This is a genomic window from Curtobacterium herbarum, assembly GCF_016907335.1.
GTDB lineage: Bacteria > Actinomycetota > Actinomycetes > Actinomycetales > Microbacteriaceae > Curtobacterium > Curtobacterium herbarum.
In genome coordinates this window covers 2,629,074-2,650,805 of the sequence record NZ_JAFBBT010000001.1, presented here as the reverse complement: position 1 = coordinate 2,650,805, position 21,732 = coordinate 2,629,074, and the positions used below count along the sequence as shown (strand labels likewise).

The 21,732-nt window shown below is 70.2% G+C and carries 18 protein-coding genes; 12 read left to right on the top strand and 6 right to left on the bottom strand.

Annotated features, from left to right (window positions below):
* Window positions 1-54 precede the first annotated feature (54 nt).
* From JOD51_RS12555 to JOD51_RS12545, 3 genes are read left to right on the top strand one after another with little or no spacing between them, the layout of a single operon-like run.
* Window positions 55-984 carry an ABC transporter permease gene (locus JOD51_RS12555; protein WP_204608988.1) on the top strand — a complete coding sequence of 310 codons (930 nt, stop codon included), beginning with the start codon at window positions 55-57 and terminating at the stop codon, window positions 982-984.
* On the top strand, window positions 974-1,924 hold the full coding sequence (locus JOD51_RS12550) for an ABC transporter permease (RefSeq protein WP_204608985.1): 951 nt from the start codon (window positions 974-976) through the stop codon (window positions 1,922-1,924). The genes JOD51_RS12555 and JOD51_RS12550 overlap by 11 nt, the downstream gene beginning before the upstream one ends.
* Complete coding sequence (locus JOD51_RS12545; protein WP_204608983.1) at window positions 1,921-3,663, top strand: dipeptide ABC transporter ATP-binding protein; 1,743 nt, start codon at window positions 1,921-1,923, stop codon at window positions 3,661-3,663. Before JOD51_RS12550 ends, JOD51_RS12545 begins: the two co-directional genes overlap by 4 nt.
* A gap of 179 nt (window positions 3,664-3,842) precedes the next feature.
* On the opposite strand, the gene JOD51_RS12540 is transcribed toward JOD51_RS12545, so the two are convergent.
* The 3 genes from JOD51_RS12540 to JOD51_RS12530 form a co-directional block, all read right to left on the bottom strand.
* Complete coding sequence (locus JOD51_RS12540; protein WP_204608981.1) at window positions 3,843-4,424, bottom strand: PH domain-containing protein; 582 nt, start codon at window positions 4,422-4,424, stop codon at window positions 3,843-3,845.
* Window positions 4,425-4,603: 179 nt separating this feature from the next.
* Window positions 4,604-5,083 (bottom strand): peroxiredoxin, encoded by a 480-nt coding sequence (locus JOD51_RS12535; RefSeq protein WP_204608979.1) that lies wholly within the window; start codon window positions 5,081-5,083, stop codon window positions 4,604-4,606.
* A gap of 179 nt (window positions 5,084-5,262) precedes the next feature.
* Entirely contained in the window at window positions 5,263-6,942 is a 1,680-nt protein-coding gene (locus JOD51_RS12530) for an ABC transporter family substrate-binding protein (RefSeq protein ID WP_204608977.1), read from the bottom strand.
* Between the two features lie 144 nt (window positions 6,943-7,086).
* On the opposite strand from JOD51_RS12530, the gene JOD51_RS12525 reads away from it, so the two are divergent.
* From JOD51_RS12525 to JOD51_RS12515, 3 genes are read left to right on the top strand one after another with little or no spacing between them, the layout of a single operon-like run.
* Window positions 7,087-8,070: an ABC transporter permease gene (locus JOD51_RS12525; RefSeq protein WP_204608975.1), complete on the top strand. Its 984-nt coding sequence runs from the start codon at window positions 7,087-7,089 to the stop codon at window positions 8,068-8,070.
* 1 nt (window position 8,071) lies between these two features.
* Window positions 8,072-9,082: an ABC transporter permease gene (locus tag JOD51_RS12520; RefSeq protein ID WP_204608973.1), complete on the top strand. Its 1,011-nt coding sequence runs from the start codon at window positions 8,072-8,074 to the stop codon at window positions 9,080-9,082.
* A 28-nt stretch (window positions 9,083-9,110) separates the two neighbouring features.
* The gene (locus JOD51_RS12515; RefSeq protein WP_204608971.1) at window positions 9,111-11,318 is read left to right on the top strand and encodes a dipeptide ABC transporter ATP-binding protein; all 2,208 of its coding nucleotides are present in this window, start codon (window positions 9,111-9,113) and stop codon (window positions 11,316-11,318) included.
* Window positions 11,319-11,444: 126 nt separating this feature from the next.
* Here JOD51_RS12515 and JOD51_RS12510 read toward each other — a convergent pair whose 3' ends face one another.
* The 3 genes from JOD51_RS12510 to JOD51_RS12500 form a co-directional block, all read right to left on the bottom strand.
* Entirely contained in the window at window positions 11,445-12,122 is a 678-nt protein-coding gene (locus tag JOD51_RS12510; RefSeq protein ID WP_204608968.1) for a hypothetical protein, read from the bottom strand.
* The gene (locus JOD51_RS12505; protein ID WP_204608965.1) at window positions 12,119-13,951 is read right to left on the bottom strand and encodes an alpha/beta hydrolase; all 1,833 of its coding nucleotides are present in this window, start codon (window positions 13,949-13,951) and stop codon (window positions 12,119-12,121) included. Before JOD51_RS12505 ends, JOD51_RS12510 begins: the two co-directional genes overlap by 4 nt.
* 98 nt (window positions 13,952-14,049) lie before the next feature.
* The gene (locus tag JOD51_RS12500) at window positions 14,050-14,799 is read right to left on the bottom strand and encodes a CPBP family intramembrane glutamic endopeptidase (protein WP_204608963.1); all 750 of its coding nucleotides are present in this window, start codon (window positions 14,797-14,799) and stop codon (window positions 14,050-14,052) included.
* Between the two features lie 150 nt (window positions 14,800-14,949).
* Between JOD51_RS12500 and typA the strand changes: the two genes are divergently transcribed.
* The 6 genes from typA to dapC all read left to right on the top strand — a co-directional run bounded on the left by typA (window position 14,950) and on the right by dapC (window position 21,610).
* On the top strand, window positions 14,950-16,872 hold the full coding sequence (gene typA, locus JOD51_RS12495) for a translational GTPase TypA (RefSeq protein WP_111075669.1): 1,923 nt from the start codon (window positions 14,950-14,952) through the stop codon (window positions 16,870-16,872).
* Between the two features lie 105 nt (window positions 16,873-16,977).
* Window positions 16,978-18,171: an amidohydrolase gene (locus JOD51_RS12490; RefSeq protein WP_204608961.1), complete on the top strand. Its 1,194-nt coding sequence runs from the start codon at window positions 16,978-16,980 to the stop codon at window positions 18,169-18,171.
* Window positions 18,172-18,289: 118 nt separating this feature from the next.
* On the top strand, window positions 18,290-18,838 hold the full coding sequence (locus JOD51_RS12485; protein WP_204608958.1) for a hypothetical protein: 549 nt from the start codon (window positions 18,290-18,292) through the stop codon (window positions 18,836-18,838).
* A 39-nt stretch (window positions 18,839-18,877) separates the two neighbouring features.
* Window positions 18,878-20,134 carry a PIG-L family deacetylase gene (locus JOD51_RS12480; protein ID WP_204608956.1) on the top strand — a complete coding sequence of 419 codons (1,257 nt, stop codon included), beginning with the start codon at window positions 18,878-18,880 and terminating at the stop codon, window positions 20,132-20,134.
* Between the two features lie 39 nt (window positions 20,135-20,173).
* Window positions 20,174-20,488 (top strand): ferredoxin, encoded by a 315-nt coding sequence (gene fdxA, locus JOD51_RS12475; RefSeq protein ID WP_110903275.1) that lies wholly within the window; start codon window positions 20,174-20,176, stop codon window positions 20,486-20,488.
* Window positions 20,489-20,491: 3 nt separating this feature from the next.
* Window positions 20,492-21,610 carry a succinyldiaminopimelate transaminase gene (gene dapC, locus JOD51_RS12470; protein WP_204608954.1) on the top strand — a complete coding sequence of 373 codons (1,119 nt, stop codon included), beginning with the start codon at window positions 20,492-20,494 and terminating at the stop codon, window positions 21,608-21,610.
* Window positions 21,611-21,732: the final 122 nt, after the last annotated feature.

Sequence of the window (21,732 nt, the reverse complement as noted above, 5' to 3'; positions counted from 1 at the left end):
CCCTCACGACATGAACCTGAACGACATGCGCGCTGTGAACCAGGCAGGGATCTGATGCTCTGGTACCTCGGCAAGCGCCTCCTGCAGCTCATCCCCGTCTTCTTCGGGGCCACGTTCCTCATCTACTTCATGGTGTTCTCGCTGCCCGGGGACCCGGTCGCCGCACTGTTCGGTGACCGCCAGCCGTCGCCGCAGGTGATCGAAGCGATCCGGCAGCAGTACAACCTCGACAAGCCCTTCTTCGTCCAGTACCTGCTCTGGATCGGCGGCCTGTTCCGCGGTGACCTCGGCACGACGTTCTCGGGCCTGCCGGTCAGCCAGCAGCTCGCGGCGGCGTTCCCGATCACCGCGCGCCTGGCGATCCTGTCGCTCGTCTTCGAGGCCGTCGCCGGCATCGTCGTCGGCGTCATCGCCGGTCTCCGCAAGGGCAAGCTGTTCGACGCGACGGCCCTCGTCGTCTCGCTGCTGCTCATCTCGGTGCCGACCTTCGTCGTCGGCTTCCTGCTGCAGTACGTCCTCGGCATCAACCTCGGGCTGTTCCGCGTGACGGTCTCCGGCCAGGCGCCGTGGTCCGAGCTCGTGCTGCCGGCCATCGTGCTGGCATCGGTGTCGTTCGCGTACATCGTGCGACTGACCCGTGCGAGCGTCGCCGAGAACATGAGCGCCGACTTCGTGCGGACCGCCACCGCGAAGGGTCTGTCCCGCCGCCGCGTCGTCGGGGTGCACATCTTCCGCAACTCGCTGATCCCGGTCGTGACCTACCTGGGTGTCGACATCGGCAACCTGATGGTCGGCGCGATCGTGACCGAGGGCATCTTCAACATCCACGGTGTGGGTGGCACGGTGTTCCAGGCCGTCAAGCTCGGCGAGGGCCCCACGGTGGTCTCCTTCGTCGCCGTGATGGTCATCATCTTCATGCTCGCCAACCTCCTGGTCGACCTGCTCTACGCCGTCCTGGACCCGAGGATCCGTTATGCCAAGTAACACCGAACCCCGCTCGGCGACGCACTACGTCGCGCCGATCGAGGAGACTCCGCTCCTGGCGGTCGACCAGGTCAACGAGGACGAGAAGACCCGTTCGCTGTGGACCGACGCATGGGAGTCCATGCGCCGCCGTCCCACGTTCTGGATCTCGTCGATCCTCATCCTGCTGATCATCGTCGTCGCGGTCGCACCCGGACTGTTCACGCACCTGGACCCGCGCGCCGCGAACCTCAACGACAGCAACGAGGGTCCGCGCGCCGGCCACCTGCTCGGCTTCACGCGCCAGGGCTACGACGTGTACGCCCGCGTCATCTGGGGCGCGCAGAACTCGCTCATCGTGGGGCTGCTCGCGACCGTGCTCGTCACGATCGTCGGCATCGTGATCGGTGCCCTTGCCGGGTTCTACGGCGGCTGGCTCGACACGATCGTCTCCCGCATCGGTGACGTGTTCTTCTCGATCCCGACCGTCCTCGGTGCGATCGTGATCATGTCGGTCGTGCCGGCGCGGAACGCCGTGACCGTGTCGCTCGTGCTCGCGGTGTTCGCCTGGCCGCAGATCGCCCGCATCATGCGCGGCGCCGTGCTCAGCGCGAAGCAGGCCGACTACGTCACCGCATCTGCCGCGCTCGGCGTCAGCCGGTTCACGACGCTCGTGCGCCACGTGATCCCGAACTCGCTCGCACCGGTCATCGTCGTCGCGACGGTCTCGCTCGGCACGTTCATCGTGGCGGAGGCCACCCTGTCGTTCCTCGGCATCGGTCTGCCGCCGTCGGCCCTGAGCTGGGGCCTGGACATCGGCGCCGCACAGTCGTCGATCCGCACCAGCCCGTCGACGATCTTCTGGCCGTCCGCCGCCCTGTCCATCACCGTGCTCGCGTTCCTCCTCCTCGGTGACGTGGTCCGCGACGCGCTCGACCCGAAGGCGAGGGCCCGCCGATGAGCGACACACTCACCTCGCCGAACGCCAAGGCGTCCGGCACCTCCGGCGCCCCGCTGCTGGAGATCACCGACCTGCACGTCGGCTTCCGGACCCAGAGCGGCCTCGTGCAGGCCGTCCGCGGCGTGAACATGACCCTCGAGCAGGGCGAGCGTCTGGCGATCGTGGGGGAGTCCGGTTCGGGCAAGTCCACCAGCGCCCAGGCGATCATCAAGCTCCTCCCCGGCACCGGCCAGATCACCGGCGGCTCGATCAAGCTGAACGGGCGCGAGCTCGTCGGCCTGAACGAGAAGCAGATGGCCGAGATCCGCGGCACCGAGATCGGCTACGTCCCCCAGGACCCGATGTCGAACCTCAACCCGCTCTGGAAGATCGGGTTCCAGGTCGAAGAGGCCATCAAGGCGAACGGCATGGCGACCGGCAAGTCCGCGATCCGTGCCCGGGCCATCGAGGTCCTGCAGGAGGCCGGACTCGGTGACGCCGAGAGCCGCCTCAAGCAGTACCCGCACGAGTTCTCCGGCGGCATGCGCCAGCGCGTGCTCATCGGCATCGGCCTGTCGAGCCGCCCGAAGCTGCTCATCGCCGACGAGCCGACCTCGGCCCTCGACGTCACCGTGCAGCGCGTCATCCTCGACCACCTCGAGAGCCTGACGCGCGACTTCGGCACCTCGGTCCTGTTCATCACCCACGACCTCGGTCTCGCGGCCGAGCGCGCCGAGAAGCTCGTGGTGATGTACAAGGGCCAGGTCGTCGAGGCCGGTCCGTCGAAGGAGATCCTGGCGAACCCGCAGCACCCGTACACGCAGCGCCTCGTCGCCGCGGCACCGTCGCTCGCGAGCCGTCGCATCCAGTCGAAGGTGCAGCACCAGTCCGTCGCGATCGCCGACACCGGCAGCGAGGACGACGAGCTCCTGGCCCGTGCCCACGCGCGTGAGAGCGCGCCGGCGAAGGACCTGATCGTCGTCAAGGACCTGCAAAAGGTCTACAAGCTGCGTGGTCAGGGCATCGCCACCCGCGAGCTGAAGGCCGTCGACGGCGTCTCGTTCGCGATCCCGAAGGGCACCACCACCGCGCTCGTCGGCGAGTCCGGTTCGGGCAAGTCCACCGTCGCGAAGCTCGTGCTGCAGCTCGAGTCGATCACGTCCGGTTCGGTGCAGTTCGACGGCATCGACATCGGCGCGCTCAAGGGCAAGGACCTGTTCGACTTCCGTCGTCGCGTCCAGCCCGTGTTCCAGGACCCGTACGGCTCGCTGGACCCGATGTACAACGTCGGCAACACGATCGCCGAGCCGCTCAGCACGCACAAGGTCGGCGACAAGGCCTCCCGCCGTGCCCGGGTCCTCGAGCTGCTCGACCAGGTGGCACTGCCGAAGTCGATGGTCAACCGGTACCCGAGCGAGCTGTCCGGCGGACAGCGACAGCGCATCGCCGTCGCGCGTGCCCTGGCGCTCAAGCCCGAGGTCATCGTCCTCGACGAGGCGGTCTCCGCCCTCGACGTGCTCGTGCAGGGCCAGATCCTGGACCTGCTCACCGAGCTGCAGTCCGAGCTCGGCCTGACCTACCTGTTCATCACCCACGACCTGGCGGTCGTCCGCCTCGTCGCGGACAACGTGTGTGTGATGCGCAAGGGCCAGATCGTCGAGAAGGCGACGACCGACGAGGTCTTCGCCAACCCGCGCGAGCAGTACACGAAGGACCTGCTGGCCGCCATCCCCGGCGCCGGCTTCGAGTTCGGTCGCTGACCCGCACCTGCTGCGACACACGGAACGCGCCGCCCCGGCTCCGGGACGGCGCGTTCCGTCGTTCCGGGCGCCGGACGGGAGGCCCGCCCCACCTCGCGCAGGCCGGGCCCGGACGGGTGCCGGCCAGGCCCGGACCGGTGTCCGGCCAGGCCCGGTACCGGGCCTCGGTCAGTCCGGGCTCAGAGGCGTGCGCCGGCCATGCTGCCGGCGATCCCGAGCACGACGAGGGCGACGATCGCCCAACCGTGGACACGGTGCACGATGGGCGCGGCCGTCACGGTCGCCGGAGGTGCGCCGTCGTACTCGACGGGGGCGGGCACCCGCGCACGCATCTCGTCGGCCGCAGCGGCGACGGTGACCGGCACCGTGCCTCCCGGCCGTTCGAGGGCGAGCCGTGCCGTCGGCCGCGGCGCGATCCAGACCCGCTGCTCACCCTGGTCGGTGACGACCTCGAGGCCGTACTTCGACCGAACGTCCTGCACGCGCCGCCAGGCGAAGCGCGTGGTCCGGCGGACGTCGACCACGACCAGCTCGTCCTCGGTCAGTTCGATGCGCGGACGCCAGAGGACCACCCAGGCGAACCAGGCGGTGAAGAGGGACGGCGCCGGCACCAGCAACGCGGCGCGGAGGCCGTTCGTGAGGAGCCCGATGACGACGAGGGCGACCGCCACGACCCAGAGGGCGACGGCGAAGCGGCGCAGGTTCGTCGCGACGATCCGGACGGGCTCGGTCGGCCGGACGGGCGCGGTCGGTTCGGGCATGGTGGCAAGCCTAGGAGACGGCAGGTCGGCGATCGACGAGAGCGCCTCCCCGGGACCACCCACCGAGCGGACCAGACAGGCCGAGCACGTACCGGCAGGAGACCCGATGTCCCGGGGAGGCGAGCCCGGAGGTCTGCAGGGCCACCATCGTCACCCCGGCGGTCGCGTCTGTCAATGCTTCAGTCGACGAGCAGCTCGATCTGGTCGCGGATGACCTCGGCGCGCGGGAAGCGGAGGCCGACCAGGCCGACGTGTCGCCACCGCACCAGGCCGTCCGGGCCGATCACGAAGACCGACCGTCGCAGACCCAACCCGGGGACGTGTACGCCGTAGGCACGGATGACGTCGCCGGCGACGTCGGAGAGGAGGGGGAACGACAGCGATGCGTTCCGGGCGAAGCCCTCGTGCGAGTCGAGGCCCTGCGGGCTGATGCCCCAGACGACGGCGCCGAGGTCGCGGAAGTCGTCGAGCTCCTGCTGGTACGAGCAGAGCTGGGCGGTGCAGACGGGGGTGGCGTCGCCCGGGTAGAAGGCGAGGACCACCGGACGGCCGACCTGGGCCGCGAGCGAGTACTCCGCATCGGTGCGGACGCCGTCACGGACGACCATGCCGGGGAGGGTGAAGCCCGGTGCCGCAGTGCCCGTGTCGGGGATGGCCATGGGGCAACAGTACGGTCCGGGCAGTGGATGTGACGGGGACCGCACCGTGCATGTCCTGCGAGAGCGCACACCGGCTGGTCCGCCACGCTCGGCGGCTCGGCCGCTCCGATGCGCGCGAGGCCGGAAACAGGAGGGGCCGGACGCAGTGCGTCCGGCCCCTCGTGTCTGTCGGTCGGTGGCTACTTGGTGAAGCCGACCTTCGTCCAGTCGATGTTCTGCGCACCCGCGAACGCGCCGTAGTTGGCGAGCTTCGGGTTCTGCGCGACCAGCGCGGGCTTCGCGGTGATCGGCATCGAGTGGCCGATCGCCCAGACCTGCTTGTCGATCTTGTTCCAGATGACGTTGGCCTTGTCCGAGTCCGGCTCGGACAGCGCCTGCTTCGTCAGCTTGTCGATCGCATCCGAGCTGACACGGCCGTAGTTCTGGCCGGTGGCACCCGAGGTGTAGATCGTCGCCGAGCTGGAGTGGAAGCCGGTGCCGGCCCAGACGAAGATCGTCATGTCGTAGTTGCCCGGGGTGACGTACTGCTCGAAGAAGTCGTCGGTGGCGACCGTCTTCAGGGTGAGCTTGACGCCGATCTCCTTCAGCTGCTGCTGCATGACCTGCGCCAGCTGCTGCGAGGTCGGGGCACCGGACGGGATCGTGATGGCGATGGCCAGCTGCTTGCCGCCCTTCGAGCGGTAGGTGCCGTCCGTCTTCCAGCCGTCGTCGTCCAGCAGCTTCTTCGCCTTCTCGACGTCGAAGTCGCCGTTCGGCTTGGTGTTCGACTTGTAGCCCTTGTCCGTGGACAGGAACAGGTGGTTGTCGAGCGTGCCGAGCTTGTAGGGCAGCGTGCCGCCGATGACCTGGGCCAGGGCGTCACGGTTCACCGCGTGCTGGATCGCCAGCCGCAGCTGCTTGTCCTTGAGCAGACCGTTCGTCGAGAAGTCGACGTGCGTGTACTGCGCGGACGTCGAGGCCAGGATCTTCGTGTTCTTCGCGTTCTTCACCCGGTCGAAGCGTTCCGACGTCGTGGTGAGGACGGAGTCGATCTCCTTGTTCAGGTAGGCGTCGACGTCGGCGTTGCCGTCCAGCGAGCGGAAGATCACCTGGTCGAGCTTGGGCTTGTCGCCCCACCAGTTCTCGTCCGGCTTCATGGTGACGGTGCCTGCGGTCTCGTTCAGGTCCGTGATCTTGTACGGACCGGACGACACCGGGACCTTGCCCTTGTAGCCGTTGTTGAACTGGTCCGGCGTGCTGGTCTGGCTGGCCGGGTAGAGCGGGCTGAACAGGGACTTCCAGTCCGAGAACGGCGTGGCGAACTTCACCACGACGTCCTTGTCGGTCGCGCCCTTGGTGACGGAGGAGATGTCCTCGTAGCCGGTCGAGCCGGCGATCAGGTAGGCCTTGTCCGTGCCGTTGGTGGTCTTCCACTCGTTCTCGAAGTCACGCCAGGTGATCTCGGAGCCGTCGTTCCACTTGGCCTTGTCGTTGATCGTGTACGAGATCGTGAGCGGGTCGTTGCTCGTGACCTCGGCCTTCGACACGTAGTCGGTGTCCAGGGTGGGGGCACCCTTGTCGTCGATCGTGTAGATGTACGGCATCGTCGCCTGTTCGATCGTCGACGCGTCGACGAGCGGGCCGTCGACCTCGTTGTAGTTCCACTGCGAGACCCACTGCGAGATCGGCAGACGGAGCGTCCCGCCGTCTTCGAGGTCGGAGACCGGCTTCGGGTTGATCTGTGCCGAGGTCGGCAGGGTCTTCTTGCCCGAGTCGTCCGAGGACCCGTTCGACCCACCTGAGCCGCCCGAGCAACCGGTCACGGCGAGCGCGATGCCGGCGAGGGCCGCCGTCACCGCGAGGACTTTCCTGTGCTTCATTTCGTTCCCCTCTGGAAGATGTCGCTGAGCCTAGGGGCACCGCACGGGGGTCGAGGGCATTTTTCGTATCCGACGTGGTTTCGTTACGAGCCCGGCTGGGGCACGACATGTTCCGGAAACAAACGAGGCCCTATGGTGGCCTCCATGATCCGCTTCCTGGCGCGTCGATTCGTGTACTACGTCGTGCTCGTGTTCCTCGCGACCTCGCTGACCTACTTCCTCGCGTCAGCGACGTTCAGCCCCCGCTCCGTCTACGCGCAGCGGAACCCCGCGCCGTCGGCACAGGTGATCGACGACAAGCTCGACGACATCGGTGTCAACGACAAGACCCCCGTGGTGATCCGGTACGGGCACTGGCTCGACGGGGTCGTGCACGGTGACCTCGGGCAGACGATCCAGGACCGCTCGGTGAACCAGCAGTTCTTCCCGCGGCTGGGGGTGAGTCTCCGGCTGCTGCTCGTCGGGTCGATCGGGGGCATCGTGCTCGGGGTGCTCGTCGGCGTGTGGAACGCGATCCGCCAGTACAAGATCTCGGACCGGGTCAGCGCCGCGATATCGATCGTCCTGTTCTCGACACCGGTGTTCCTGACCGCCGTCATCCTGAAGATCGGTGCAACAAAGCTGAACCAGGACGCCGGCAGCCAGCTCATCAACTTCACCGGCGAGGCGACCCCCGGGCTCGACGGGTCGGCCTGGACGCTGCTCGTGGACCGCGGCGCCCACCTGCTGCTGCCGACGATCTCGATCGCGGTGGGCCTGATCGCCATCTACAGCCGGTACCAGCGCGCGACCATGCTCGACGTCCTGGGTTCGGACTTCCTCCGGACCGCCCGGGCCAAGGGACTGACGCGGGGCCGGGCCACGTTCAAGCACGGCCTGCGCACCGCGCTCATCCCGATGACGACGCTCTTCGCCTACGGGTTCCTCGGCATCCTGACCGGCGCGACCCTGACCGAGAAGATCTTCGCGTGGAACGGGCTCGGCTCGTGGTTCATCGACGCGGTGAACGGCAACGACGTCAACGTCGTGACGGCGTACACACTCTTCGCCGCGGTGGTGGTGCTCATCGCCGGGTTCCTCGCCGACGTCGCGACCGCCGCGCTGGACCCGCGCGTCAGGAGGGCATGACATGACCGACACCCGGATCGAACCCGTCGACCCGTCGCTCATCGCGAAGAGCGACATCCCGGCCCGCCCGAAGCGGCAGGGCAACCGGTTCCTGCAGACCACGCGGCGCCTCTTCATGAACCGTGGCGCCGGCGTGGGCCTGATCGTCATCGTGCTGCTGTTCGCCTTCGCGTTCCTCGGCCCGCTCGTCAGCCCCTGGCAGTACTCGCAGATCGACTACACGTCGTTCACCCGGCCGCCGAGCGCCGCGCACTGGTTCGGCACGAACGGCATCGGCCAGGACGTCTTCGCCCAGACCGCCCGGGGCATGCAGAAGAGCCTGCTCATCGGCCTGCTCGTCGCCGTGTTCTCGACCGCCATCGCCGCGATCACGGGGGCCGCCGCCGGGTACTTCGGCGGCTGGGTCGACCGCATCGTGATGTTCTTCGTCGACATGCTGCTCGTGCTGCCGTCGTTCCTCATCATCGCGATCATCAGCCCGCGCATCCAGAACGCCGGGTGGATCGTGCTGGTCGTGCTCATCACGCTGTTCGGCTGGATGATCACCGCCCGCGTGGTCCGCGCGATGACGCTGTCCGTCAAGGAGCGCGAGTTCGTCCGCGCCGCCCGCTACATGGGGATCGGCCCGTTCCGGATCATCTTCCGGCACGTCCTGCCGAACGTGGCGTCGTTCCTCATCATCGACGGCACGATCCAGGTCGCGACCGCGGTGCTCGGTGAGACAACGCTCAGCTACTTCGGCTTCGGCGTGCAGCCGCCGGACGTCTCCCTCGGCACGCTGATCGCGCAGAACCAGGACAACGCGCTGGTCAGCCCGTGGCTGTTCTACTTCGCCGCCGGTGCGCTCGTCATCTTCGCGATCGCCGCGAACCTGATCGGCGACGGTCTCCGCGACGCACTCGACCCGACCTCGACGACCGGCAAGCGCGAGAAGCGCAACCGACGTCGTGACCAGAACCAGGCGGCCGTGGACGTGGCCGCGTTGACCACACAGGCCGGTTCCGGCGCATGACCGCCGCACTGACGACCGGGGAAGCAGCATGAGCACCATCACGAACGGGTCGGCCGCGACGCCGACGACCAGCACCGAGCCGATCCTCCGGGTCCGCGACCTGCACGTCCGCTTCCCGACGCCGCGGGGGACCGTGCACGCGGTCCGCGGCGTCGACCTGGAACTCCGACGCGGCGAGGTCCTGGGCATCGTGGGGGAGTCCGGCTCCGGCAAGTCGGTGACGAGCATGGCCGTGCTCGGTCTGCTGCCCGACACCACGAAGGTCACCGGCTCCGTCGAGCTCGACGGCGAGGAGCTGCTCGGCCGTTCGGACAAGCAGATGAGCCGCCTGCGCGGCGACAAGGTCGCGATGGTCTTCCAGGACCCGCTGTCCGCGTTCACGCCGGTGTACACGATCGGCGACCAGATCGCGGAGACCGTCCGACTGCACCGCGGTGCCTCGAAGGCGGAGGCCCGTGACCGCGCGATCGAGCTCCTCGAGCTCGTCGGGATCCCCGAGGCCGCCCGCCGCGTCGACGCCTTCCCGCACGAGTTCTCCGGCGGCATGCGGCAGCGCGCCATGATCGCGATGGCGATGGCCAACGACCCCGACGTGATCCTGGCGGACGAGCCCACCACGGCACTCGACGTCACGATCCAGGCGCAGATCATCGAGGTGCTCCGGACCGCCCAGCGCGAGACCGGTGCCGCCCTGGTGTTCGTCAGCCACGACCTCGGGGTCATCGCGGGCATCGCCGACCGGATCGCTGTCATGTACGCGGGCCGGATCGTCGAGACCGCCACCGCCGAGGAACTGTTCGCCCGGCCGCGCATGCCCTACACGATCGGGCTCATCGGGGCGCTCCCGCGGCTCGACGCCACCGACCGGTCGCCGCTCGTGCCGATCCCCGGGTCGCCGCCGTCGCTCATCGGCCTGTCGGACGCCTGCCCGTTCGCCGCACGCTGCCCGCTCGTCACCGAGGTCTGCCGGTCGACCGAGCCGGCCCTCGCGCCGCCGGTCGGCATCGGGGTCGCAGCCGTCGACGCCGCCGCGGGCATCGACGTCGACACCGCGAGCACCGCGCTCCCGCCGCACGCTGCCGGCCACACCGCCGCGTGCCACCGCACCGCCGAGGTCGCTGCCGCCCACGCCGACGCCGGCCGGATCTTCTCGCTGCCGGTCATCCCCGAACACCCCGCCGCGGTCCAGGCGTCGCGCACCGACCGCGAGCCCGTCGTGCTCGTCGAGGGCCTGACGAAGACGTTCCCGCTCGTCAAGGGCGCCGTCTTCCGTCGCAAGGTCGGCGAGGTGTTCGCCGTCGACGGGGTCGACCTCGACATCCGCCGGGGCGAGACCCTGGGCCTGGTCGGCGAGTCCGGCTCCGGCAAGTCGACGACCCTGCACCAGCTGATGGACCTCGAGCGTCCCGAGTCGGGCACCGTCGAGCTGTTCGGTGAGTCCCTCGCCGAGGCCACCGCACGTGGCGCCGCCGGCACGCGGGCACTCCGCCAGCGCATCTCGATGGTGTTCCAGGACCCGTCCGCCAGCCTCGACCCGCGCATGTCGGTCTACGACGTCGTCGCCGAACCGCTCCGTGCGATCGGCGCTCCGGCGTCGCGGATCGACGAGCGCGTGCCGGAACTGCTCGGCCTGGTCGGACTGCAGGCCGCCGAGGCCGACCGCTACCCGCACGAGTTCTCCGGCGGGCAGCGGCAGCGCATCTCCATCGCCCGAGCACTCGCGGTGGAGCCCGACCTGGTCGTCCTCGACGAACCGGTCTCAGCCCTCGACGTGTCGATCCAGGCCGGCGTGCTCAACCTGCTCGCCGAGCTCAAGGCCCGCCTCGGGCTGTCGTACCTGTTCGTCTCGCACGACCTGTCGGTGATCCGGCACGTCGCCGACCGCGTCAGTGTCATGTACCTCGGCCGCACGGTCGAGGAGGGCGCCGTCGACGAGGTCTTCGAGCGCCCGATGCACCCCTACACGGCAGCCCTCATGTCCGCCGTCCCGGTGCCGGACCCCGTCGTCGAGCGCTCCCGGACGACGATCCTGCTGCCGGGGGACCCGCCGAGCCCGACCGAGCGGCTCACCGGCTGCCGGTTCCGGTCGCGCTGCCCGCTCTACGCGATCCTCCCCGAGGCGGAACGTCGCCGCTGCGAGACGGAAGCGCCGGAGAAGGCGCCCCGCCGTGGCGAGGACGTCGACCACCGGGGGGCCTGCCACTACCCGGAGAAGGTCGCCACGATCGCGGCGTAGCCGGCGACGGACGGGAGGCGGTGCGCACGACGTGCGCACCGCCTCCCGTCCGTCCGTGGTCGGGGACCGTGCGTCCGTGGCGCTGCTGGGTCTTCGGTGGGCTGCTCAGATCTTCGGGGGAGCTGATCAGATCTTCGGTGGGCTGATGATCGGCGACTCCCACGTCGGCGGTTCCGGGTACTCGCCGGGTCGGGAGGACGACGGGTGCCGTCCGCCGGCGCGGCCGCCCACGGCTTCGGAGAGTGCGTCGGCGTCGTTCGTCCAGAACAGGCCGCTGACGACGTCGAGCGAGTAGTGACCACTCGGTTGGACGAGGTACTGGATGCGCCAGCCGTCGTCGGTGTACCCGTCGAGGTAGTAGGTGTCCGTGATCCGCTCGACGTGGTGTCTCCAGCCGTTCGCTGCGAAGTAGTCGATCAGCGGCTCGAGATCGGACCGGGATCCGTGTGCACCCTCCGGGTCCCAGGACCGGCTCGACTCCAGCGCGTACGTGTTGTGCGTGTCGGCTCCGGCCAACGGGCGCATCCCGACCCCACCGATCTGCGGGATGTCATCGCCGCCGTTCCAGTGCCACTCGCCGTCGGAGAGCTGCCGTTGCGCGTCCGCGAGGACCTGCTGCATCGTCCGGTAGTGCTCGCGGTACCGGTCGAACTCGTCCTGCAACGACAGCGCGGCGACCTCCTGCCGCGTCAGTCCGGCTGCGTCGTGCTCCACGGTTCCCTCTCCGGACGTGCAACCGGCCGTCAGCCCGACCGTCAGGAGGACGGCGCCGATCGCACGGAGCGTCCTGGTCCAGGCGGTCATCCCGGCCTCCCGGTTGCGATGATCTCGGCGATGTGCCGCTGCGCTGTGGCGTCGGGCGACAGGTACCCCACGCCGGTCGACGGGTACATGTCGTGCCCGGTGACCGCTTCCGTCCCCGGCCCCGCCTCGGCCGAGAAGACGTGGACGCCCGGGAGGTCACGAGGGTCGGTCCGACCGATCCGGCCGAGGCGAGCCGTGTGGTCCCGATCGCCCTCCGTGGCGAACACCGCACCGACGTTCAGGTGCTCGGGCCGCGTGTCGTCCGTGAACCCGACCGAGCCGTAGGTGACGACGGCGTCGATCCGGTACCGCGTCTGCGCAGCCGCCTCGACCGCCACCGCAGAACCGTACGAGTGTCCGAGCACCGTGAGGCGTCCCGGAGCGTTGCCGTCCCGGCTGTCGTGGACCCCGTCGAGGAACGAGGCGAGCGCCGCCCCGCCGACGATCGCGCGTCGTTGCGCGGGGACCTCGACGAGTTCCGGTGCTCGGTAACCGATCCAGGAGACGACGGCGAAGGACGACGCCGGGGCGAGTCGCGCCGCCGCGTGCGCCAGGTCCTTCGCGGCGCGGACCTGCCCGTCCGTGCTGTCGAGGGTCGTGGTCGCGCCCGGCACGTTCACCGTCACGTTCGAGGCCGTGTCGAGGTCTCCGAGCGACACCGCGGCCACGAGGGCCCCGTCCGATGCACCGAAGCCGACGACCTGCGCCACGGCGGCGGTCGGGGCGTCCAGCCCCTGGGCCAGTCGGTCCGCCCGACGGACGCCCTTCCACAGCGCCGCCACCTGCTGCCGGAACTCGTCCACCGTCACCGCGCCGTACGTGTACGGCAGGCCGAGCATCCGGTACACCCGCTCCGGGTTCCCGAGTGCGGCCTGCAGCACCGCCCGCGATGCGATGTCCCGCGCCGCGGCGGGGACGCCGTCCAGGTTCGCGATCTGCAGCGTCGTCGTCAGGGGGAGTGCGCGCAGGTCGTGTTCGGAGAGCCCGAGCACCGACCAGGCCGCGGCGACCTCGGCCGAGGTGGCTGCCGGGTCGAACAGCCGCTGCAGTCCGGCCGGCAGCGTCGACGCCCCGGCGACGTCGAGCACGCCGTCCGCCAGGGACACCCCGCTGCCCGCGGCGGTGAAGGCGCTCGCGATCCGGCCCACCCAGGCGGTGTCCTCGACGTTCTCGGCGAGGTAGTCACCGAATCCGGCGAGGAGTGTGGCCTCGTCCACCGGCACCCACCCGCACCGGTCGGTGAAGCCCGCCCACGCGTTCCGGACCCGGTGGAGGTCCTGTTCGGTCGCGGCGTCCTGGGCGCCGGCGGAGCCGCTGAACTGCCGGAGTCGCCGCGGATCGGCCCCGCTCCGACCCGCGGTGCTGCCACCGCCTCCGCTGCTGCGCTGCCGCGACCGCGCGCGGAACGCCGCGGACACCGGGGTCGGGAGGACCGGGGCGTCCGACGGCTCGGGGTCCCACGCGGCGCTCGCCCAGTCCAGGGCCGGCCCGAGCGGCGCACCGACGGCGACCAACGCGTGGTCTCGTTCGCGTTCCCGGTGCTGCCAGGCCGTGTGGGCCTCCAGTCTCCGGCGTTCCTCGTCCGCCTGGCGGGTGACGACGTGCAGCTGGACCGTCAGGTCCTCGAGCGCCCTCGTCAACCGGCCCCGGTCCTCCGACTCGACGGTGCACGCGGCGGCGAACAGCCGCGCGTACGCACCGTGGAAGTCCTGCAGCGCGGTCTCCGCGCGCGCTCGTCGGCCAGCGCCGCTGGCCCGCAGGCGCAGCGCCACCTCGGTCAGGCAGGCGGCCAGCCGTGCCGCGGCCACCTCGTCGAACTCGATCCCCATCGTTCCCCACATCGCTCGTAGCAGTGTGTGGAACGTAGCATTTCAGCCGGCGGGATCGGGAACTCTCGGTATCCCTGTGGAGAAGTGGGCTCCGGGTGTCACGAGAAGAGCCCGGGGAAGGCCCGTGCGACGAAGGGGTAGCCGACGAACACGGTCGCGTCGAGGAGCACGTGGGTGATCACGAGGGGCAGCAGGCGGCCCCACCTCGTGTAGACCCAGCCGAAGACGACGCCCATCACCGCGTTGCCGACGAACGCCCCGAAGCCCTGGTACAGGTGGTAGCTGCCGCGGAGGAGCGCCGTGGACAGGATGACCTGCCATCGCCCCCACCCGAGGTCGCCGAGTCGCGAGTACAGGTAGCCGACGACGATCACCTCCTCCTGCAGCCCGGACCGGACGGCGGACAGCAGGAGCACCGGGATCGTCCACCAGTACGACCCGAGGGCGGCCGGGTCGACGGCGACCGTGATGCCGAGTGCCCGGCCCGTGAAGTACAGGGCGAGCCCGGGGATCCCGATGCCGAGTGCCATCAGGGCCGCGCCACCGAGGTCCGGGCGGACGCGGAAGCGGTCGATGCCGAGCCGGCCGAGGTGCGGACGCGAGCTGCTCCACAGCAGCATGCACACCAGCGCCACGGGGGCCAGGTCGACCGCGATGCCGAGCAGCTGGCGGGCGAGGTCCACGTACTGCACGGTCGTCGTCGAGGTGTTCAGCGCCGTGGACTGCTTCCCGAGCGGCGTCGTCTGGGACAGGTCGTCGATGATCTGCAGCACCGAGTAGAGCGCGCTGGAACCCAGTGAGAGCATGAGGACGACGGTGATCTCGGTCCACGTTCGCCGACGGCTCATGCGCTGTACTCCCTCTGCTTGCGAACTACCGGTAGACTGGCGAGTCGGGCATGGTCCCGAAAACCGTCGGGCACGGTCCCGCACCCTCGGGAACGGCCCGAAACCCGGGCACTCGCCCGATCATCTTCCGAACACAAAAGGATGTCCTGTATGGCGCTCGCCACTCGGTCCGACCTGCGCAACGTCGCCATCGTGGCACACGTCGACCACGGCAAGACCACCCTCGTCGACGCGATGCTGACGCAGACCAACTCGTTCGACGCCCACTTCGAGGGCGAAGACCGGATGATGGACTCGAACGACCTCGAGCGCGAGAAGGGCATCACCATCCTCGCGAAGAACACGTCGGTCCTCTACAACGGCAAGCACGCCGCAGAGTTCGGCGCGGGCGGTCCCATCACCATCAACGTGATCGACACCCCGGGCCACGCCGACTTCGGTGGTGAGGTCGAGCGCGGCCTCTCCATGGTCGACGGTGTCGTCCTGCTCGTCGACGCGTCCGAGGGCCCGCTGCCCCAGACGCGCTTCGTGCTCCGCAAGGCGCTCGCCGCCAAGCTCCCGGTGATCCTGCTCGTCAACAAGACGGACCGCCCGGACTCCCGCATCGACGAGGTCGTCTCGGAGAGCCAGGACCTGCTCCTCGGTCTCGCCTCCGACATGTCGGACGAGGTCGACGACCTCGACCTCGACGCGATCCTCGACGTGCCGGTGGTCTACGCCTCCGGCCGCAACGGTGCCGCGTCGCGCAACAAGCCCGAGGACGGCACGCTGCCCGACAACGACGACCTCGAGCCGCTCTTCGAAGCGATCCTCCAGCACGTCCCGGCCCCGACGTACGACGACGAGCACCCGCTGCAGGCGCACGTCACGAACCTCGACGCCTCGCCGTTCCTCGGTCGCCTGGCCCTCCTCCGCATCTTCCACGGTGAGATGAAGAAGGGGCAGACGGTCGCCTGGGTCAAGCACGACGGCACCGTCGTCAACGCCCGCATCACCGAGCTCCTCATCACCAAGGCACTCAACCGCTTCCCGGCCGAGTCCGCGGGCCCCGGTGACATCGTGGCCGTCGCCGGCTTCGACACGATCACCATCGGTGAGACCCTGAGCGACCCCGAGGACGTCCGTCCGCTGCCGACCATCACGGTCGACGCGCCGGCGATCTCGATGACGATCGGGACCAACACCTCGCCGCTCGTCGGCAAGGTCAAGGGCCACAAGCTCACCGCCCGCATGGTCAAGGAGCGCCTGGACCGCGAGCTGGTCGGCAACGTCTCGCTCAAGGTCGTCGACATCGGCCGCCCGGACGCCTGGGAGGTCCAGGGTCGTGGTGAGCTCGCACTCGCCATCCTGGTCGAGCAGATGCGTCGCGAGGGCTTCGAGCTCACCGTCGGCAAGCCGCAGGTCGTCACCAAGCGTGACGAGAACGGCAAGCTGCAGGAGCCGTACGAGCACATGACGATCGACACGCCGGAGGAGCACCTCGGCGCCATCACCCAGCTCATGGCTGCCCGCAAGGGCCGCATGGAGAACATGGTGAACCACGGCACCGGGTGGATCCGCATGGAGTTCATCGTGCCGTCGCGTGGCCTCATCGGCTTCCGCACGTCCTTCCTCACGGAGACCCGCGGCACCGGCATCGCGAACGCGATCTTCCACGGCTACGACGAGTGGGCCGGCGCGATCCAGACCCGCATCAACGGCTCGATCGTCTCCGACCGCTCCGGTGTGGTCACCCCGTTCGCCATCACGAACCTCCAGGAGCGCATGTCGTTCTTCGTCCAGCCGACGGAAGAGGTCTACGAGGGCATGGTCATCGGCGAGAACTCGCGCGCCGACGACATGGACGTGAACATCACCAAGGAGAAGAAGCTCACCAACATGCGGTCGGCCAACGCCGACACGTTCGAGTCGATGACGCCGTCCCGGCAGCTGTCGCTCGAGGAGTGCCTCGAGTTCGCCCGCGAGGACGAGTGCGTCGAGGTCACCCCGGACGCTGTCCGCATTCGCAAGGTCGAGCTGGACGCCTCGGCTCGCCAGCGCTCCTACGCGCGCCTCAAGCGCCAGGACGCGTAAGTCACACACCCTGGAGGCCCGTCCTCCGTCCCACGGCCCGGTCACCGCTCGCAGGTGGCCGGGCCGTCGGCGTCGGGAGACACGGTCGGGAGATACGGTGGACGGGTGACTCTCGACCTGCTCTCCATCTACCAGGACCTGCACGCCCACCCGGAACTCGGCTTCCAGGAGCACCGCACCGCGGGCGTCGTCGTCGACCGCCTGACCGAGATCGGCGGCATCACCGTCACCACTGGCGTCGGTGGGACGGGTGTCGTCGGGGTCCTCGAGAACGGTGACGGTCCGGTCGTCTGGCTCCGCGCCGACATGGACGGGCTGCCCGTGCAGGAGCGCACCGGCCTGCCCTACGCCAGCACCGCCCGCGCGACGGACGAGGACGGCAACGAGGGCCCGACCATGCACGCCTGCGGGCACGACATCCACGTGACGTGGCTGCTCGGCACCCTCGAGCGCCTGGTCGCGACCCGCGCCGACTGGAGCGGCACCGTCGTCGCGGTGTTCCAGCCGGCGGAAGAGGTCATCTCCGGTGCCCGCGCGATGATCGACGACGGCCTCGTGGAGCGCTTCCCGACGCCCACCGTGGTCCTCGGGCAGCACTCGGCCCCGGCACCGGTCGGCGTCGTGGCCGTGGGGTCCGGCGCCGTGATGGCGTCGAGCGACCGGTTCACCGTGACGTTCAACGGCCGCGGAGCCCACGGCTCGGCACCGCAGGCGTCCCTCGACCCGATCGTCACGGCGGCCTCCGCGGTGGTGCGACTGCAGACGATCGTGTCGCGTGAGGTCGGTCCGAGCGACGCCGGTGTCGTCACGGTGGGCTCGTTCCACGCCGGCACGCGGCCGAACATCATCCCGGACACGGCGGTCATCGAGATCTCCACCCGGGCGCGCAACGAGGAGACCCGTGCGGCGATCATCGCCTCGATCGAGCGGATCGTCCGGGCCGAGAGCGAGGCCGGGGGACTGGCCGCGCCGACGATCGAGCGGGCTCCGGGCGCCGACGTGCTGGTGAACGACGCCGACCAGGCCGCGGTCGTGCTCGAGGCCGTCCGCGCTGCCGTGCCGCACGCCGTCGACATGGAGTCCGGGCTGGCGATGGCGTCCGAGGACGTCGGCCAGCTCGCCACCGCCGCAGGGGCCCCGATCGTCTACTGGTTCACCGGCATCACCGACCCGGAGCTGTTCCGCCGCGGCGAGGACATCCCGAGCAACCACTCGCCGTTCTACGCCCCGCAGGCCGACACCGCGATCCCGGTCGGGGTCGACGCCCTGGTCGCGGCAGCCCGGGCGACGCTCGACTGACACGCGCGGTGCCCGGCTGCCCCTCGGTGTTGATGTCCCCGGTGCTGATGCCCCCAGTGCGGGTGATCACCCAGCGGATGCTCGACCACTTCGAGGGCGGGGCGGTTACGGTACCCGCATGCGTCACCCGATCCGCACCTCCCTGACCGCTGCCGTCGCTGCCGGTGTCGCCCTCGCCGGCCTCAGCGGTTGCTCCACCGCGAGCCTGGACCAGGCGACCGACCTCGGGTCGTCGGTGGCGTCGAGCGTGTCCGACACCGTGCAGGGCATCGACGGCGCAGCGATCCAGCAGGGGATGGCGAAGGTCGCGGGCGGGATCGACGGCGCGCTCGACACCGCCCTCAAGGGCACCAGGGTGACGAGCGACGGGCAGGTGCCCGCGGGCTTCCCGTCCGCGGCCGTCCCGCTCGTCGACGGCACCGTGCTCGGCGGTGGTGCGGGCCCGGCCGGCTCCGGGTGGGTCGTGCAGGTGCACACGTCCTCGGTCGACGACTTCGCCGGCGCCGCGCAGCAGCTCGCGGACGCCGGCTTCACGAAGTCGGCCGAGCGTGCCGACTCCTCGAGCGCCTTCGGGCTGTTCCGGAGCGACGACCACCGGGTGGTCGTCACCTTCTCGTCCGACCACGACGGTGGCGCCACCGCGACGTACATCGTCACGCCCCGCTGACACCCGCCGCCCCGACGGCGTCCCGTACGCTTGCAGGCGATGTCCACGGTCACACGCCCCGAGCGCGTCCTCTTCGTCCACGCGCACCCCGACGACGAGACGCTCGCGTCCGGCGGCACCATCGCGACGCTGCTCGAGCTCGGCGCCCACGTGACCGTCCTGACGGCCACCCGGGGTGAGCGCGGCGAGATGCTCACCGAGGAGCTCGCGCCGCTGGCCGGGGACGGCCTCCGGGTCGCTGCGCACCGCGAGACCGAGATCGCCGCCGCGCTGGCTGCCCTGGGCGGACCCGCGCACCTCTGGCTCGGCGGTCCCGGAGCCCGGCCCACGGACCTCCCGGCCCGGCGGTACACGGACTCGGGCATGCAGTGGGGCCCGGACGGGCGAGCCACCTCGGCCGGTGACGCCCCGGCCGACTCGTTGACCCACGCGGACCTCGGCGAGGTCGTCGACGACGTCCGCGCCGCCATCCGCTCGACCGGTGCCGACGCCGTCGTCAGCTACGGCGACGACGGCGGCTACGGACACCCCGACCACCTCCGCATCCACGCCGCCGCCCGGTACGCCGCGCAGGCCGAGGAGGTCCCGTTCTCGATGATCGTGGACCCCGACTCCGGGCTGGCGGACCTCACCGTCGACGTCCTGCCGGTTCGGGGCCGGGTCCGCGCGGCACTCGAGCAGTACCGCAGCCAGGTCGCGGTCGACCCCGCCGACCCGCAGGACCCCGTGTCACTGTCGTACGTCATGCCGCACGGTGTCCGGCACCAGGTGCCCGCGGTCGAGGCCTTCCGGCACGACACACCCCCGGCACCGGCCGCTCCGCAGACCTACGCCGAGATGTCCGGTCAGGGCAAGGCCACCGCGGTCGTCGTGGCCGCCGTCGTCGGGGTCCTCGTCGGCGCCCTCGGCACGATCACGCACCAGCAGACCATCGCGATCGGCTCGTGGAGCACCGCCCCGCTCGGCATGGTCCTGACCACCCTCATCGTGGTCGGCATCGTCGTCGGCATCCGCCTGCTGTACCGGTCGCGGCTGCTCGTCGCGGCGGTCGGCATCGGGATCATCCTGGCCACGCAGGTGCTGGTCGCGGTGGCCGGAGACGCCTCCCCGCTGGTGCCGGCGAACCCCGCCGGCTACGTGTGGACGTTCGGACCGGCGGTCGTCGCGATGCTCGTCCTCGCCTGGCCCGACCTCACCGGGCTCCGCGCCCAGCAGCCGGGGAACGGGCAGCAGCCGACGAACGGACAGCGGCCGACGGACGAGCCGCGGTCCGTGGTCGCAGCCCCGCACGAGTAGGCTGGCAGTCGCTCAACCCCCGGAAGGGAGCACTCGCTCGTGACCTACGTGATCGCCCAGCCCTGTGTCGACGTCAAGGACCGCGCGTGCATCGACGAATGCCCCGTGGACTGCATCTACGAGGGTGACCGATCGCTGTACATCCACCCCGACGAATGCGTCGACTGTGGTGCCTGCGAGCCGGTCTGCCCGGTCGAGGCCATCTACTACGAGGACGACCTCCCCGAGCAGTGGGCCGACTACTACAAGGCCAACGTCGAGTTCTTCTCCGAGATCGGGTCGCCCGGTGGCGCGGCCAAGGTCGGCGTGATCCACGCGGACCACCCGGTCGTCATGGCGCAGCCGCGGGCCTGACCCGTGCCGCTCGACCTGCCCGACTTCCCCTGGGACCAGCTCGCTCCGTACAAGCAGCGCGCCACGGCCTACGACGGCGGCATCGTCGACCTCAGCGTCGGATCGCCGGTCGACCCCACACCGGAGATCGTCCGACGGGCCCTTGCCGACGCCACCGACGCGCACGCCTACCCGCAGGTCGCCGGCACCCCGGCCCTCCGTGACGCCATCGCTGCCTGGTACGGCCGACGGCAGGGCGTCCAGCTCACCGCCGACCACGTCCTGCCGACCATCGGGTCGAAGGAGTTCATCGCGGGCCTGGCGCTCTGGATGGGGCTCGGACCCGGTGACACGGTCGTGTTCCCGGAAGCGGCGTACCCGACCTACGAGCTCGGTGCCGCCCTGGTGCGTGCCGACGCCCTGGCCGCCGACGACCCCGCCTCGTGGCCGTCGAGCACGAAGCTCGTCTGGCTGAACTCGCCGGGCAACCCCGACGGACGCGTCCTCTCGATCGAGCAGCTCCGCGCCGCCGTCGACCGCGCACGCGAACTCGGCGCCGTGATCGTGGGGGACGAGTGTTACGCCGAACTCGGCTGGGACGCTCCGTACGACACCACGCCGACCCCGACGATCCTCGACCCCCGTGTCGTGGGCGACTCGTTCGACGGCGTCCTCAGTGTGTACTCGCTGTCGAAGCAGTCGAACCTCGCTGGGTACCGCGCGGCCTTCGTCGCCGGCGACCCGGCCCTGCTCGCCGACGTCCTGGCGATCCGCAAGCACACCGGCATGATGCCGCCGTTGCCCGTCCAGCACGCGATGATCGTCGCGCTCCAGGACACCACCCACGTCCAGCAGCAGAAGACCCGGTACCGCAACCGGCGGAACGTGCTCCGGACGGCATTCGAACGCGCCGGCTTCCGCATCGACGCCAGCGGCGCCGGGCTCTACCTCTGGGCGACCCGTGACGAGCCCGCGCTCGACACCGTGGCCTGGCTCGCCGAACGCGGCATCCTCGTCGCCCCGGGCACGTTCTACGGGGCTGCCGGCGCCCGCCACGTGCGCGTCGCTCTGACCGCGACGGACGACCGGATCGCCGCCGCAGCCCAGCGCCTCGCCAGCGCAGGCCGGGTCGCGAACGGCTGACGGGCCTCCCGTCCGGCCGTCCGCCCACCGGCGACGCGTCTGCGCAACAGCGGTTCCACACCAACTCCCGAGCCGTTGCATGTACCGGAGCGACAGTCGCCGCGATTAGGCTGTCCAGCGTG